Consider the following 15,454-nt stretch of genomic DNA (forward strand, 5'->3'; position numbering starts at 1 on the left):
TCAACTGGTCGCGCGCGAGGCGCGCTCCTACAGGGAAGGGCGAAAAAAAGCCGCCCGTGGGAGCGGGCGGCGATCTGGGGAGCGTTGCAAGATGGCGCGTTCCTTGCCGGAACGCGCACCCTGTCTCGTTGTAATGGCGGAAAGGGTTAGAGCGAGAAGTCGTATTCCGCCGAGAGCTGTACGTAGCGTGGCGTCTGGAAGCCCGTGGGGATCTTGTACGTGGTGCCGGCCAGCGATCCGCCGTTGGCGTCTTCACCCACTTCGTTGATCGTCGTGACGTGCTGCTTGTTGAACACGTTGAAGACGTTCGCGGAAAGAGTGACGCCGCGTGCCCACGTCGGCTTGTACGACGCGTTCAGGTCGATGTTCCAGGTGCTCGGCGTACGGCCGACCGAACCGCGCTGCACGATCATGCCGTCGCAGTACAGGTACGAACCGGAGCCGTATCCGCCGTTGACCTGGCCGTCGATCGGGTTCAGGCCGTAGCAGTTTTCCGGACGACCGGTCTGGAACACGCCATTGGCGCCCACCATCCACTCGTTGTTGATCTGCCATGCACCGTAGATCTTGACCGTGTGCTTGCGGTCGTTCGGCAGGTAGCCGTTGGTGCCTGCCATGATTTCCGGATAGTCGAACAGCTCGGTCGTGCCGGTGTCGGCCTGGCCGTTGCTGGAATCGACGCCGCCTTCGGAGTTACCGCGCAGGTGCGACCACACGTACGACGCCTTCAGGTACCAGGTGTTGTCGAAGTTGCGTTCCGCGGTGAGCTGGAGGGCTTCATACGCACGCTTGTACTTCGGCTCGCCGATGTCGGCACCCGACAGGTGGATCTGGTACAGCTTGCCCGTGGCGTCGACCGGCGTATTCAGCGTGACCTGGCTGCCCGGGTTGAAGATGTAGCAGCCCGGCACGTTGGTTGCGTCCGGCGTGAGGCTGGTGGTGTCGAGGTTCAGGCCGTAGGTAGCGTTGGCGTACTTGGCGATCGGGCGGAAGTCGCACGAGTCGTCGATGCCGGTGAGGATCTTCCGGTAGATGGCCTTCACGCCGAGCGTCCAGTCCGCCACCTGCTGCTGCGCACCGAGGATGAACTCACGCTGCTTGAACGGCTTGAGATCCTTGGTGGCGACGGCGCCCGGGTTCGGCACCACGCCGGCTTCGCCGTTCTGGTACGACGGTTCACCGCGTGCCGGGAACTGCGCGAGGTAGGCGGCGGGAAGCGCGCCCAGGCCCGTCGGTGCGCCGGTGAGTTGGTTGATGCCCGTGTAGCTGAAGTACTGCGAGGTATACAGCGAGGCGGACGCACCACGCAGGGCCACATTGCCGTCGAGCGGCAGCGAGTAATCGCCGGCACTACCGTAGACCTTCAGCGTGGAGTCGCCGTTGACGTCCCACGAGAAGCCCAGGCGTGGCTGCCAGCTGTGCACCTGCTTCACATAGGTCTGGCCGAGGCTGTTGGTGTTTTCGAAACCGTCATTGCGCACGCCGATGCGGGCTATGAAGTTGTCGGTGACGTGCCACTCGTCCTGCAGGTAGTACGACTTCTGCGTGATGCCCACCTTGGCGCCGGTGGCGAAGATCGTCTGCTGGACCACGCTGTCGGCCGGATCCAGGCCCGGGGCGTGACCGAGGATGGACTGCGGGATCGAGCTGTAAGTGTAGAGCGCACCGCCTTCATAGGCGGAACCGGTGTCCGTGGTGAAGTGATCGCGTGCCCAGCCGGCCTTCAGGTCGTGGTCGCCCAGGTGGTACTCGAAGTCGATGCGACCAGAGCCGCGCTTGTCTTCGCCGTCCGGTGTGTTGAGCGTTCCTGCAAACGAGCAGTGCGGATATGCAGCGGCGCCGGCCAGCACCGGGCGGCGATTGTCGGTGATGCCCGGGCAACCGGGAGAGTTGGCTGCGTCGAAGATGTTGCCGTCGTACTCTTCCACTACGCCATTGGCCGCTACTGCGCGGTTGTCGCGGAGGTTCTTGCTTTTGCCGTACTGCGCGGTGAGGGTGAAGTCATCCGTGATGTAGCTGGTGTACTTCAGGATGTTGGTCATGCCACCGAACTTGTCGTACACCTGGCCGCGATAGGCACCCTGGTGCGGCTGGCCGTTTGCATCGGTCGAGTAGGCGTAGATGTTCTGGGTTTCGGTACTGGTGTCGTTGAAACCGGTGTACTCGAGGATGTTGCTGTCGTTGATGTTCCAGTCGAGCTTGACCAGGTAACGCGGGTCCTTGATCGTCGTGTGGTTGTAGCTGCCCGAGCCGCTGGCGGTGCCATAGTGCTCATCCGATGTGCGCGTGCCGCCCACCAGGGCAAACATGAACAGCTTGTCCTTGATGAGCGGGCCGCCAAGCCATGCATTCCAGCGCTGGCCGAAGTCGGTTGCATTACCCGTGTTGTTGTTGCCCACCAGGTAGTTTTCGTTGTGGCGGGTATTGCGATACAGCACGCCGTTCTGCAGGTAGATGTTTGGCTGGTTGGACTGCAGCTGGTAAGGATTCCAGGTGTAGTCGATGCCGCCCTTCCACTCGTTGGTGCCGCGCTTGGTGTTGACCGAGATCACGCCGCCGGTGGAGTTGCCGTAGCGCGCGTCGTAGCCGCCGTCCTGGATGTCTTCCGAATCGATCGCTTCGAACGGCACCTGCGAATAGGTAAGGCTCTGGAAGAAGTTGGTGACGTTGAAGCCGTTGACGTAGTAGCTGTTCTCGGCGACCGACGCACCGCCGAACGATGCCAGGTTGCCGAAGGCGCTGTCGCCGCGGGTTGCGCCGGGCGCCAGCAGGGCCACGGCGGTCTGGTTGCGTGCCAGCGGCAGGGCCTTGATCTGCTCGGAGGTCATCACCGTGCTGGTCTGTGCCGAGGTCACGTCGATGGGCGGCAGGGCATTGGCCGTGACGGACACGGCGCCGAGGTCTTCGGCATTCGCCGACGTGCTGGCTGCTGCGGCGGCAACGCTGAGGTTGAAGTTCTGGCCGGCGACGACCTGTACTTCACGGGTTTCTTCGTGCCCCTTGCTGGTGAGCGTGATCTTGTAGTTGCCCGGCGACAGCGAGGTGATGTTGAAGCGGCCGTCGCTACCGGCCGTGGCCGAACGGCCAGCGCCGTTGCCCGTATTGGTTGCCGTGACGGTGGCACCGGCATCGGCAACGCCGTAGACGCTGCCGACGGTGCTCTGCGCGAAGCCCTGGGTGGAAACGATGCCCAGGCCTACCGCAATGGCAAGTGCAAGCGAGCGCCTGCCGGCGCTGTAAGTACGACGCGAATTCATGATGGTCTCCCCGGCCATTGGCCAAATGTCGCAAACCGCTCCACGTCCCGCTCCCGCGAGAACGCACGGCGGAGTGATGTCTATCGATCTGGCCGTCCGAGGCCCCCTTTGATGCATCGGTATCCCCTACCGACGCCCCCCGTATCGCTGTTAACGAAACTGCAACACGTGAGTGGACGCTACAGGTTCTGGATGAATTCACTCAATGGGATTTTCATGAACGGAAGAACTTGCCCCTATTGCTAAGTAATGATTCGCAAGGGTGATGCCATGCGTAATGCAATGGCTTGCCGCAGCCTTGGCTGTTTCACGCCTCATTCGCGCAGAAACTGGCGATGACGGCTGGTTTTTGCATAAAGAAAAATTTATCGTCGAAAAATATGATGGTCGATGTATTACGACCGTTCCGGCATGTTCGGGGGCCGGTATCGGGGGAAGTGGCTGCCTGGGAAGCCCTGGTCAGGGCGCACCCCAGGCTCCTGTCTTTTTTCCGGCAAAAAGCCGCTCATCGCTGAGCGGCTCCTGGACGGGTAAAAGCTGTTTATGACTTCACGGCATATTCGTTGCCGTCATCGTCCCCAGACGAATATCGGTGCAATCGATCCGGGTGGATTGCCGCACGGGTCTCCATACGTGGCGAGGATGTGACACAGCTGATCCTGCGTGAATCCCGGCGGCGGATTGGAATAGACCTCGTTTGGCTCGAGACCGGATTCACCGTTGGCCGGCGGACCGAGATAGCAGCCAAAGCTCTGCGTCAGACTGTACTGGGTGACTTCGCCGCCTTCGAAATGCTTGTTTTCGCAGGGGTATAGTGATTGCCCCACGAAATTTCCCTGGGCATCGAAGTACGAGGTTGAAATCGAGTTGCTTCTTGCCGCCATCGCAGGTGCTGCGATGCCTGCGGCCATAACCACTGATACCACGCATGCCACTATCTTAAGAGAGCGCATTACATAGCCTCCTGCCCATGTGGGCAGCCTTGTAGTTGGATGGATGATCCCTTTGCTGGCGTTCCCCAGCGATCGAACGATAGGCATGGCGCACTTAAGAATTCGCTATCGAAGCAGGTGGCGATGTCGAGGAAAATTGCGTTCCTGTAGGGATGTTCCTACGACCTTTGGTTAGGTCGGATGCGGACACGGCGCTGTGGCGCGTCGGGAGCTTCGCATGATGTTTCGATGCCAGGACGAAAAAAAGGCCGCTCCTTCTGGAGCGGCCAATATCCGGGGAAACGTGCAGCTGTTGTTGTTATGCGTCAGAGCGTGAAGTCGTACCGTGCGCCGAGGCGCACATAGCGTGGATCCTGGAAGGAGCGGGCACGCTTGTACTGCGGGTTGGGCAGGCCGGACGGGGTTTCGCCGGTTTCATACAGCTGGGTTGCCTGCTGCTTGCCGAGGAGATTGAAGATGTCCGCGGAGAAGGTCAGCTTGTGGTCGGCGAACGCCGGCTTCCAGGCGGCGCTGACGTCGAGGGTGTAGGTCCATGGAGTGCGCCCGAACGTACCGCGCTTGGCCGGATCGCCGTTGCACCAGAAGTAGTTGTTCTTGTAGTTGAACGGATCGCCGCCCACCGAGGAAGGACGCAGGCCGAGGCAGCTGACCGGCGTGCCCGAGGCGATGCGCGTCACCGTCGAGAACTGCCATTCGTCGGTCGGTGTATACGTTCCGAAGATGCGCAGCTGGTGACGCTGGTCGTTCGGCAGGTTGCCGTTGGTGTTTTCCATGATCTCCGGGAAATCCCAGCTTTCGGTCGTGGACACGTCGGCCTGCACGATGTCCGAGTCAAGCTGGCCTTCGGAGTTGCCGTAGCTGTGTGACAGCGTGTAGTCGATCTTGCCATACCACTTGTCGCTGAACTGGTGCTCCAGGTACAGGTCGAGCATCCAGTACGCACGCTTGGCCTTTGGCTCGCCGATCTGTGCCGCTGTGAGCGGGATGCTCAGGTACTGGCCAGGGGCCGGGGAAAGGGTGAAGGTGTTCGCGCGGCCCGGGTTGAACAGGTAGCAGCCGGTGCTGCGGCCGATACCGGCGTTGACCTCGTCGAGCAGGCCGTTGGCGGCACCCCAGGCCTGGAACGGACGGGGGTCGCAGGTGTCGTCGATCAGGCTGCGCAGCTTTCGGTACATGGTTTTCGCACCGAAGGTCCAGGTATCCGCCAGCTGCTTGTCGAAGCCGAGGATGTACTCGTCCTGGTAGTAGGAATGCAGGTGCTGCGCCGCGACGGTCTTCGCATCAGGCGGTACGCCGTTGGCACCGTTGTTGAAGAACAGGCCCGAGTAATTGCCCTGGACCAGTCCGGTGGGCACGCCGGTGACCGGGTCGATACCCGTGAAGCCGAAGTACTGCGACGGATAAGTGGACGGGCCGGCGCCACGCACGGCGACGGAGGTGGGCAGGCCCAGATGATAGCGGCCTGCGTTGGCGTAGACCTTCAGCGAGCTGTCGCCATAGACGTCCCACGATACGCCCAGTCGTGGATCGAGCTGGTGGCGTGAGCTGGCATATGCCTGGCCGGCACCGTTGTAGTTGGTGAACTGTTCGTTGCGCAGGCCGATATAAGCGTGCCAGCGATCGGTTACCTGCCAGTTATCCTCGACGAACTGGGAGCGCTGGTTGGTGCGTGCGGACGTGCCGGTGCCAAGCGCCGCGGATTCCACGTAGTAGCCGCCCGGGAAGTCCGCCGGGTTGTACGAGCCCGGATCGAGGCCGAGGCTGGTCAGGCGATCCCTGATGGCCTGACCGTCGCCAAGGTCGTTGTACGTATACGACGTGCCGCCGGCGGGAACGGCACCCCAGGTGGCGCGGAGCACATAGTTGTCCATGCCGGCACGCAAATCGTGATCGCCGATGCGGTATTCGATATTGAAGCTCCAGCCCTTGGTGCTGTCTTTCGAGCCCGGCAGCAGGAAGGTCGGCGCGATGTTGCAACCGGTCTGCGGGTGGCCTGCGAATGCCACGCGATCGTCGGTAATGGCCGGACACGGAAGGCCGGTGGCCGAGTTGATGGTCTGCTCGTGGCTGGACTTTGCCCGGCCATACATGGCATTGATGGTCAGGTCGTCGGTGATGTAACCCGTGTAGTGACCGATGTACGTCTGGCCGCCCGGCGTCGCATTGGTCTGTGTGCCGTTGTAGTTCTTGGTGTACTGCTTGCCGAGATAGGATCCCCGGCCGGTCTGGTAGCTGTAGTTATAGATCTGGTTGTCGGTCGTCTCGGTATCGCCGATGCCGGTGAACTCCACGATATGGTTATCGGTGATGTTCCAGTCGATCTTGCCCAGCCAGCGCTTGGTCTTGGCGGTGTCCTTCTCGTCGTCACTGACCGTGCTCGGGCCGGTGTAGTTGCCGGTCTGCTTGATCCAGTCGGCGGCAGCGAAGATGAACAGCTTGTCCTTGATCAGTGCACCACCCAGCGAACCGGAGTACTGCAGGTTGTCCTGGTCACGCAACGTGTAGGGACTGCCGCGCTGGAACCGGGTGCCGTCACGCAGATTGATGTTGCGAGGCGTCTGCTGGAGCGCACTCGGAGACCACAACACCTGGACATCGCCCTTCCACTCGTTGGAACCGCGCTTGGACACCACGTTGATCACACCGCCTGTGGTGCGGCCGTACTCGGCGCCGGAGCCGCCGATCAGTACCTGTTCCTGGTCGATGGCGTCGTAGGGTAGCTGGCGCGAGCCCACGCCCGTGAGCGGGTTCGTGATCTGGAAACCGTTGACGTAGTAAGAGTTCTCGGAGGCTGACGAGCCACCGAAGGAAAGCGCATTGCCGTAGCCGCGTGCCGCCGGCGTGGTGCCCGGGGCAAGCAGGGCAATCGAGCTGATCGACGTACGTGCGATCGGCAGCTTGGAGAGCTGGTCGGCGCTCAGTACGGTGCGCGAGTCCACCGAGCTGACGTCGATGCTCGGCATGGCATTGGCGCTCACCTGCACGGCATTCAGGTCGGTGGCCTGCTTCGATGAAGCGGCTACGTTGAAGGAGACATTGGTACCCAGCGAGATCTGGGTCGCCACATCCTTGCGCGTATCGACCGTGGTGCCGTTGCGGATCAGGCTGACGTTGTAGTTGCCGATCGGCAGCGAATTGACGCGGTACTTGCCATCCTTGTCGGCGGTGATATCGCGGGTCAGGCCTGTGCCGGTGTTCTCGATGTGCAGGACATCACCCGGCGCCGCCGTGCCGTAGATGTAACCACTGCTGTTGTTCTGTGCGAGAGCGCTACCCGCTCCGCCGATCGCCATGGCGATGGCGGCGGCCAGCGCGAGCTTTCGGCGCGGATGTGCGATGGAACGTGTTGCGTACTGCATGAGACCTACCCTCCTGAGGAATTGCATGACGAACATCGGGGTGAGGTGACCCGCATCCGCGCGGCACGCGGACGTTCCGCCCGGGAAGGGGCGGTGGGATCACCGGAACGGGAGTGCACTGCGGTGGGCGGTGGGCCTCTTGGCGGGCCTGCCGCTACCGCATCGTCAAGGCGAGCCTGGAAGCTTGCCTGTAGCAGGGGGTATGGGCGGTTGCATGTGTGCCATGTGGATTCTCCCCAAGTGAAACAAACACCGGTTCCGTGGTGATAAACCGTGGCCGCTCGTATAAATCCCCTGGAGCGGTTTCCGGCAGCGCCATATATGGCGCGTGAAAATAACGTAAGCCCGTGATAGTCCTAGGAACAATAGGAATTAGTCCTAAGCAGGAAATTACGAATAATTAATGACATATTACGATTATCAGGAATGCCGGATTCCGGCAGATGAATCGGCATGCCGCTGGTTTTGCGGCACGGCTCACAGTCCGGGATGCTTGCCTGTCGCGGACCGCCTTGGGTAGCGTGGGCCGATGAGCCTAGTCATCACCATCCTTGTTCTGTTGCTTGTGGTTGCCATTTCCGGTGCGGTTACCCGGGTGCTGCCGGTAAAACTGCCGACGCCGCTGGTCCAGATCGGACTGGGCGCCCTGCTGGCACGACCCTTCGGCATGCATGTGGACTTCGATCCGGACCTGTTCCTCATGCTGTTCATCCCGCCCTTGCTGTTCGCGGACGGATGGCGCATTCCAAAGCGCGAGCTGTTTCTTCTGCGGGGCCCCATCCTGGCGCTTGCCGTCGGCCTGGTGTTCTTCACGATCGTCGGCATCGGTTACTTCGTTCACTGGATGATTCCGACCGTGCCCCTGGCCGTGGGCTTTGCACTGGCCGCGGTGCTTTCGCCCACTGATGCGGTGGCGGTGTCGTCCATCACCGGGGGCTCGAAGATGCCATCCCGGTTGATGCACATCCTGTCCGGTGAAGCGTTGTTCAACGATGCATCCGGGCTGGTCGCCCTGCAGTTTGCCGTCGTGGCAGAACTCACCGGTCGCTTCTCGCTGAAGAGCGCCACGCTCGATTTCCTGCTCATGGCCGGAGGCGGCATCGCCGCCGGCTGGCTGGTTGGCCAGGCCTTCGGCATCGTCCGGCGTCGCCTGGTGCGCTGGAGTGGCGAGATGGATCCGCCGAGCCAAGTAGTCTTGCTGCTGCTGTTGCCGTTTGCCGCCTATCTGCTTGCCGAGCACTTCGATGTATCCGGCATCCTTGCGGCCGTGACGGCAGGCATGACGCTCAACTACACCGACATCCGCAAAGGCACGTACTCCGCCACGCGGATGCAGACCGGTGCGGTATGGGCCATGGTCGAGTTCACGTTCAATGGCCTGATTTTCATCCTGCTGGGCCTGCAGCTACCGGGCATCATCGCCGGTGCAAAGGTCGACCTTGCGCAGGCCGGTGGTGGCCACCTCTGGTACCTCGCTGCCTACGTGGTCGCGATCACGCTGGCCCTGGTGATCCTGCGCTTCATATGGGTCTGGGTATCGCTGCGCTTTGCCCTGATGCGGGCGCTGCGGCGTGGCGAGCAGCGGCCCAAGGCGGGCACGCGATTGATCTGGACGACGTCGCTGGCTGGCGTGCGCGGAGCGATCACGATGGCCGGTGTGCTGTCGATTCCCATCATGAAGGGCGACGGCCCCTTTCCGGTTCGCGACCTGATGATCTTCCTGGCTTCGGGCGTGATCCTGTGCACGCTGATCTTCGGTGCGGTGGGCCTGCCCTTGCTGGTGAAGGGCCTCAGGCTTCCCGGCGAAGATCCGCGGGTGCGTGAAGAACGCAAGGCGCGGGCGCTGGTCGCGGAAGCGGCACTCAAGGCCATTGGTGAGGAACAGAAGCGGGTAGACGATGGCGGAGACGAAAACGCCATTGCGCTGGCCTCGCACGTGGCCGCGCGCGTGGTCTCCGATTACCAGCAGCGCCTGGAGGCGGCAGGTGACGAGGGCGACGTGCCCGAGAAGGCACGCGCCGAGGCGGGTACCGAGCGCGTGATGCGCCTGGCCGCGCTGCGCGCGGAGCGTCAGGAGCTCTATGCGCTGAGGCGCAGGCACGAGATCAACGACGAGACCCTGCGCACGCTGTTGCGTGAGGTGGATCTCGCCGAGGCGGCACTCTCGGGGCTGCACGCGGGGTGATCCGCGTGCTCTGGGTTCACAGTCCGAAGAAGGCTTCCGTGGTGCGGATCGTCGATGCGGTCAGCTCGTCGATGGACTCCCTGCGATCCTTCGCCACCTCGTCGCGGATGTGCGCAAGATACATCGGTTCGTTGCGACGATCCTTGGGCATCGGGCGCAGCGTGCGTGGAAGCAGGTAGGGCGCATCCGTCTCGATCATGAGGCGGTTGGCGGGAATCAGCTTCACCAGCTCACGCAGGTGGGCACCGCGCCGCTCGTCGCAGATCCAGCCCGTGATGCCGATGTGGCAATCCAGGTCGAGATAATCACGCAGGGCATCGCCCGTGTCCGTGAAGCAGTGCACCACGGCCGCGGGCACGCGGTCGCGATAGCGGCGCAGGATCGCGAGGAAATCGTGGTGGGCATCGCGCTGGTGCAGGAAGAGCGGCTTGCCGGCCTCGACCGCGATAGCAAGCTGCCGCTCGAACACCTCACGCTGGACGTCGCGGGGCGAATAGTTGCGGTTGTAGTCCAGGCCGGTTTCGCCCACGGCACGCACCTCGGGCTGTGCCGCCAGCTGGCGCAGCCTTGCATCGGTTGCGTCGTCGTAATCGACGGCATGGTGGGGGTGGACGCCGGCCGTGGCGTAGAGCAGGCCCGGATGTGCCCGCGCCAGTTCGAGTGCGTGCTCGCTGCCGTCACGCGATGCGCCGGTGACGATCATCCGGCCCACGCCGTGAGCCTGGGCCCGGGCCAGTACATCGCCAAAATCCTGACGGAAGGAATCGTGGGTGAGGTTCGCGCCGATGTCGATCAAGTGCATGATTCTTTTCGCTTTGGGACGATGGTTCTTAAGTGGTATGCGCGCGTGGTATCGCCGCGCAAGACCATGAATTGAAACGCATGTACGCGCCGGAATCGAGTGTTTTCGCGGTTTGCATATGCTTTTTGCGAATAACGAAAAAAGTATCGTCAAAAGATTGACGTTCGTATTTTCCTGCTGCTAGGTTCCCCAGACCGGCAGCAAAACGCAGCCGGTTCGACCTGAAGTGCGAAGGATCTCAAGAACCTGATGCAGGGGTGTCCCGCGAGGGCATCGAAGGGGAGGCGGCCCGCAATCGGCCGTCCACAAGCAGTACCACGGGCAAGGGGTAGTGCAGATGGTAAACCGCATCGCTGCGAGGACGCTCGTCGTCTCGCTCATGCTGGGCATGGCGCCCGGCGTATTCGCCCAGGGGCCCGGGGAGCCCAGGGCCACGCTCGATGTCGCTGGCCTGCGTGCGCCAGCCGGCTACGACCGTTTCATCGTCACCTACCGTGACGGCACACGCGAACGTCTCGACACCACGGCCGCCACGCAGGCGGTATCCGCGGCGTTGTCGCGTACGTCGTCGTTGGCGGCGCAGCTGCGTGCCGGCACGCCGGCAGGTGGCGCGCTACAGGTGCGCTACGGGCGCAAGCTGGCCACCGGCGCCGACCTGGTCCGCACGTCGCGCCGGCTGTCGGCCGCCGATGCGCAGGCGTTCGTCAGCCAGATCGCGGCCGATCCCGCCGTGCGCCACGTCGAGGTGGACGCGGTCATGCAGAAGATCGACGACGTCCGCGCCACGGCCGACGTCACGCCGGTCGTGGTCAATGATCCGTACTACACGCGCTACCAGTGGCACCTGCGTCCGCCGTCAGGCGCCGCGGAGAAGATCGGCAACGACACTGCAACGTACGCGAACAAAGGCGGCAGCAATGTTGCCAATGCCTGGAATCTCGCCGACGGCACGGGCATCGTCGTGGCCGTGCTCGACACGGGCATCACCCAGCATCCGGATATCGACCTCTCACTGGCCGGTGCGGGCTACGACTTCGTCACCGATGCCTTCATGTCCGGCCGCGCCACGGACGGACGCGTTCCCGGCGGCTGGGACACCGGTGACTGGACCACGGAAGACAAATACCTCGTCGCCAACGGCGGCTGCATCGATCCGTCGAAGGACGACGTGCAGGAAGACTCCAGCTGGCACGGCACCCATGTGTCGGGAACCATCGCGGAGCTGACCAACAACGGTGTCGGCATGGCGGGCATCGCCTACAAGGCCAAAGTACTGCCGGTGCGCGTGCTGGGCCATTGCGGCGGTTACACCTCGGACATCGCCGATGCGATCGTCTGGGCTTCGGGCGGTCACGTCGACGGCGTGCCCGACAACGCGCATCCGGCGCAGGTCATCAACCTCAGCCTGGGTGGCGAAGGTGCCTGTTCGGCGGATGCGGTCACTGCCGATGCCATTACCTCCGCCATCTCGCGTGGCACCACGGTGGTGGTGGCGGCCGGCAACGAAAACGACGACGCCACGAAATACTCGCCGGCTAGCTGCCCGGGTGCGATCACGGTGGCTTCCAACGGTATCGTCGGCAAGCGCTCCTATTACTCGAACTACGGTGCACCGGTTGCGATCTCGGCACCGGGCGGTGGCGTGTACGCCAATGACGGCGCGAGCGGTGCCGTGGTGGATGCGGGCTTCGTATGGTCGGCGATCAACGCCGGCACGCATGAGCCGGCGGGTCCCGGTTACGGCGGCATGGCAGGTACCTCGCAGGCTACGCCGCATGTGTCCGGTAGCGTCGCCCTGATTCTCTCGGCGGTGAAGGCGGCAAACCTGCCGACGCCCACGCCGGTGCAGATCCGCGCGTTGCTTACCTCCACCGCACATGCGTTCCCGGCCACGCCGGACAAGCCGGTGGGCGCTGGCATCCTCGATGCCTATGCCGCGGTCAACAAGGCGCTTGGCAATACGCCGGGCGGTCCGGACGCCACGGCACTCACCAATGGCGTGGCGTTCTCCGGCCAGGCCGCGCCGGCCAGCGGTTCGCTGAGCTATCGCATCGATGTTCCCGAAGGCGCGCGTTCGCTGGCGCTGCGCACGTTCGGTGGCAGCGGCGACGTCACGCTGTACGTGAAGAACGGCAGCCCTGCCAGTGCTTCTGCCTACGATTACCGTTCGGCGAAACCTGCCACCAACAGCGAAACGGTGACCCTGGCGCGACCTGCGGCGGGCACCTGGTACATCACGGTGGATGCGGGCGGCAAGCCGTTTACCAACGTCACCGTGCAGGCGAGTTTCACCGCGCCTTGAGCGACACCACCGTGCGCCCTCGTGGCGCACGGTCCAGGGACCGGTGCAGGGGGCACCGTGTCCGGGAGGTCTTGCACCGGCGAGGGGGCCTTCGCCGGTGGGCGTGCAGGGAGGGGTCCCGGCGCCGTATTAGGGAGGTAAACGTAATGACTTCACGAGCAAGAGCACAGGCCTTCGGCCTCGTGCTGACGGGCGTCTTCACCCTCGCGGGGGCCGCACACGCCGCCGACCAGGCCACCACGGCCGCACCGCAGACCGTCATGGTGCAGGGCGTGCAGGTGGCCATCGACCCGGCCACCGGCCGCCTGCGCGAGCCGACGGCTGCCGAGCGTGCCGCGCTTTCCAGGGCATTCGAGGTACAGCAGAGCAAGGTCTCCGCGCTTTCCGCACAGCCGCGCACGGCAGCCGATGCCGTGTCCACCTTTCGCACGGTGAACCTCGCCAATGGCGTGCGTGCACAGGCCGTACGGGTGCCGCAGGAACTGATGAGCAGCGTCGTCGCCGAGCGCAACGCCGATGGTTCGGTCAGCATCCATCACGACGATCATGGCGTGCATGCCGCGCCGAAGGCTCCGGAGGTGACCCGATGATCCGCCGCGGCCTTCTGTATACCGCCCTTCTCACCGCCGGCCTGTTCGGCGCCGTGACGGCTGTCACGGCAGCGGAAATCAAGATCGTCAACCAGGATGCCGGCACCGGCAAGGGCCTGGACGATCCCACGCCCGCCTCACCGGTCGGCGGCAACCCGGGCACCACCGCCGGCCAGCAGGCACTGAACGTTTATCTGTTCGCAGCCGACATCTGGGGTGCAGTGCTGCAGAGCGACGTCACCATCGTCAACAACGCCACCTTCCAGAAGCTCTCCTGCGACGCCACCTCGGGCGTGCTCGGTTCTTCCGGCACCACGTACATTTTCTATTTCGACAACACCAGCACGCTGCCTCCGGGCGCCGTGCGCAACACCTGGTATCACTCCGCGCTGTTCGACGCTCTCACCAAGCAGGACGGCCAGCCGGGCGAAGCGGATATCCAGAGCCAGTTCAACGGTGCGCTGGGCACCACCGGATGCCTCGAAGGATCGAAGTGGTACTTCGGCCTCGACGGCAACACGCCGGCCGGATCGATCAACTTCCTCAACGTCGTGCTGCACGAAATGGCCCACGGCCTGGGCTTCTCGGGCTTCAACAGCCTTACCACCGGCTCGCCCTACAAGGGCAGCGATGGCGTGGCGCGTCCGGACATCTATTCCACCTTCGTCTACGACAACACGCTCAACAAGAAGTGGTACGACCTCACCGACGCACAGCGTGTGACATCCGCGCTCAACGACGGCCATCTCGTGTTCACTGGCGCCACCGTGAAGACGGAAGCACCGCTGGCGCTGACCGTGCCGAACGTTTTCCGTGTGTCCGCTCCGGCGGGTGCCGCGGGTGACTATGGTTACTCGCAGGCGTCCTTCGGCCCGGTCGCCACCGGTTCCAACTTCAGCGGTGCCGTCGTGCGTGCCGTGCCGAACGATGGCTGCACGGCCATCACCAACGGTGCGGATCTGGCCGGCAAGATCGCGCTGATCGATCGCGGTACCTGCGACTTCACCGTGAAGACGCTGGGTGCGCAGGCCGCAGGTGCCAAGGCCGTGCTCATCGCCAACAACCAGGCCGGCGCCATCACGCCGGGAGGCACGCCCGCACAGCCGGTGAACATCCCGGTGATTGCGGTGAGCCAGGTCGACGGCAATACGCTCAAGGCCAATCTCGGCGGCCTTACTGGCGCCGTGGGCCAGGGTTCGGGCCTGGCCGGTGCCGATGCACAGGGCAATGTGCAGCTGTATGCACCGACCACGCTCGCGCAGGGTTCGTCGTTCTCGCATTACGACACCCGCCTGACGCCGAACGCCATCATGGAATACGCGATCAACCAGGATCTGCGTGGCGAGATCGATGTCGACCTGACGCCTGCGCTGTTCCAGGACATCGGCTGGGGCCTGAATCGCGGTACGCAGAAGCTGCTCACCTGCGATACCGGCGTGCCGACCCTCGTGCCGGGCGGTGTGATCATCGGTGCCAACGTGATTTCCAACGCGAAGATCCTCGCGGCCGCCTCGGCGAACGTGGGTGCCTATCGCAGCGCGATCACGTCGTACGCGGCGAAGCTCGCCACCGATGGTCTCATCACGTCCGGGCAGGCATCGAGTCTCAACCTGTGCCTGTCGGATGCGGAGACGCAGAAGCAGTTCACCGCCTGGGGCAAGCCAACGGCACCTCCCGGTACGGCGCTTGGCAACAACAAGGCGCTGACCGGACAGGCGGGTGCGGCCGGTGCCACCAAGGCGTACACGCTCGATGTCCCTGCCGGTGCGAAGTCGCTCACCCTGCGCACCTTCGGTGGTTCGGGTGATGTGTCCATCACGGTCACCGACCCGTCGGGCAAAGTCACCGCGCAGCCGAATCGTCCGGGCAATAGCGAGCCGTTTACGGCGACCAGCCCGGCGCAAGGTGTGTGGACGCTCACCGTGAAGGGTGAACAGGCCTACTCGGGCGTCAGCGTCCTGGGTGCCTGGACCAACTGACGCATGAGCAGGAAGAAGCCCCGCCAC

Annotated in this window: 9 protein-coding genes; 5 read left to right on the forward strand and 4 right to left on the reverse strand. The window is 63.6% G+C overall.

Annotated elements, in window-relative coordinates:
- Positions 1-146: 146 nt before the first annotated feature.
- On the reverse strand, positions 147-3,257 hold the full coding sequence (locus KR767_RS08995; protein ID WP_250878879.1) for a TonB-dependent receptor: 3,111 nt from the start codon (positions 3,255-3,257) through the stop codon (positions 147-149).
- Between the two features lie 277 nt (positions 3,258-3,534).
- Here KR767_RS08995 and KR767_RS09000 point away from each other — a divergent pair, with 277 nt between their 5' ends.
- The gene (locus tag KR767_RS09000) at positions 3,535-3,804 is read left to right on the forward strand and encodes a hypothetical protein (protein WP_250878880.1); all 270 of its coding nucleotides are present in this window, start codon (positions 3,535-3,537) and stop codon (positions 3,802-3,804) included.
- Positions 3,805-3,826: 22 nt separating this feature from the next.
- Here KR767_RS09000 and KR767_RS09005 read toward each other — a convergent pair whose 3' ends face one another.
- Positions 3,827-4,168, reverse strand: a complete 342-nt coding sequence (locus KR767_RS09005) for a hypothetical protein (protein ID WP_166950674.1) — start codon at positions 4,166-4,168, stop codon at positions 3,827-3,829.
- A 347-nt stretch (positions 4,169-4,515) separates the two neighbouring features.
- A complete protein-coding gene (locus tag KR767_RS09010; protein WP_250878881.1) occupies positions 4,516-7,569 on the reverse strand; it encodes a TonB-dependent receptor in 3,054 nt (1,017 codons plus the stop codon).
- A gap of 529 nt (positions 7,570-8,098) precedes the next feature.
- Here KR767_RS09010 and KR767_RS09015 point away from each other — a divergent pair.
- On the forward strand, positions 8,099-9,754 hold the full coding sequence (locus KR767_RS09015) for a Na+/H+ antiporter (protein WP_250878882.1): 1,656 nt from the start codon (positions 8,099-8,101) through the stop codon (positions 9,752-9,754).
- A gap of 16 nt (positions 9,755-9,770) precedes the next feature.
- Here the strand turns inward: KR767_RS09015 and KR767_RS09020 are convergent, their stop codons facing one another.
- The gene (locus KR767_RS09020) at positions 9,771-10,556 is read right to left on the reverse strand and encodes a TatD family hydrolase (RefSeq protein ID WP_250878883.1); all 786 of its coding nucleotides are present in this window, start codon (positions 10,554-10,556) and stop codon (positions 9,771-9,773) included.
- A 337-nt stretch (positions 10,557-10,893) separates the two neighbouring features.
- Here KR767_RS09020 and KR767_RS09025 point away from each other — a divergent pair, with 337 nt between their 5' ends.
- The 3 genes from KR767_RS09025 to KR767_RS09035 all read left to right on the forward strand — a co-directional run bounded on the left by KR767_RS09025 (position 10,894) and on the right by KR767_RS09035 (position 15,427).
- Entirely contained in the window at positions 10,894-12,858 is a 1,965-nt protein-coding gene (locus KR767_RS09025) for a S8 family peptidase (protein ID WP_250878884.1), read from the forward strand.
- A 146-nt stretch (positions 12,859-13,004) separates the two neighbouring features.
- On the forward strand, positions 13,005-13,448 hold the full coding sequence (locus tag KR767_RS09030; protein WP_166950664.1) for a post-PEP-CTERM-1 domain-containing protein: 444 nt from the start codon (positions 13,005-13,007) through the stop codon (positions 13,446-13,448).
- On the forward strand, positions 13,445-15,427 hold the full coding sequence (locus tag KR767_RS09035) for a PA domain-containing protein (protein WP_250878885.1): 1,983 nt from the start codon (positions 13,445-13,447) through the stop codon (positions 15,425-15,427). Before KR767_RS09030 ends, KR767_RS09035 begins: the two co-directional genes overlap by 4 nt.
- The last annotated feature ends 27 nt before the right edge of the window (positions 15,428-15,454 follow it).

The organism is Luteibacter anthropi (assembly GCF_023699965.1).
Lineage (GTDB): Bacteria > Pseudomonadota > Gammaproteobacteria > Xanthomonadales > Rhodanobacteraceae > Luteibacter > Luteibacter anthropi.

What these genes read in the sequence shown, in the direction of transcription:
- KR767_RS08995 (WP_250878879.1), bottom strand. Translation starts at nt 3,257, where the DNA reads ATGAATTCGCGTCGTACTTACAGCGCCGGCAGGCGCTCGCTTGCACTT.
- KR767_RS09000 (WP_250878880.1), top strand. Translation starts at nt 3,535, where the DNA reads ATGCAATGGCTTGCCGCAGCCTTGGCTGTTTCACGCCTCATTCGCGCA.
- KR767_RS09005 (WP_166950674.1), bottom strand. Translation starts at nt 4,168, where the DNA reads ATGGCCGCAGGCATCGCAGCACCTGCGATGGCGGCAAGAAGCAACTCG.
- KR767_RS09010 (WP_250878881.1), bottom strand. Translation starts at nt 7,569, where the DNA reads ATGCAGTACGCAACACGTTCCATCGCACATCCGCGCCGAAAGCTCGCG.
- KR767_RS09015 (WP_250878882.1), top strand. Translation starts at nt 8,099, where the DNA reads ATGAGCCTAGTCATCACCATCCTTGTTCTGTTGCTTGTGGTTGCCATT.
- KR767_RS09020 (WP_250878883.1), bottom strand. Translation starts at nt 10,556, where the DNA reads ATGCACTTGATCGACATCGGCGCGAACCTCACCCACGATTCCTTCCGT.
- KR767_RS09025 (WP_250878884.1), top strand. Translation starts at nt 10,894, where the DNA reads ATGGTAAACCGCATCGCTGCGAGGACGCTCGTCGTCTCGCTCATGCTG.
- KR767_RS09030 (WP_166950664.1), top strand. Translation starts at nt 13,005, where the DNA reads ATGACTTCACGAGCAAGAGCACAGGCCTTCGGCCTCGTGCTGACGGGC.
- KR767_RS09035 (WP_250878885.1), top strand. Translation starts at nt 13,445, where the DNA reads ATGATCCGCCGCGGCCTTCTGTATACCGCCCTTCTCACCGCCGGCCTG.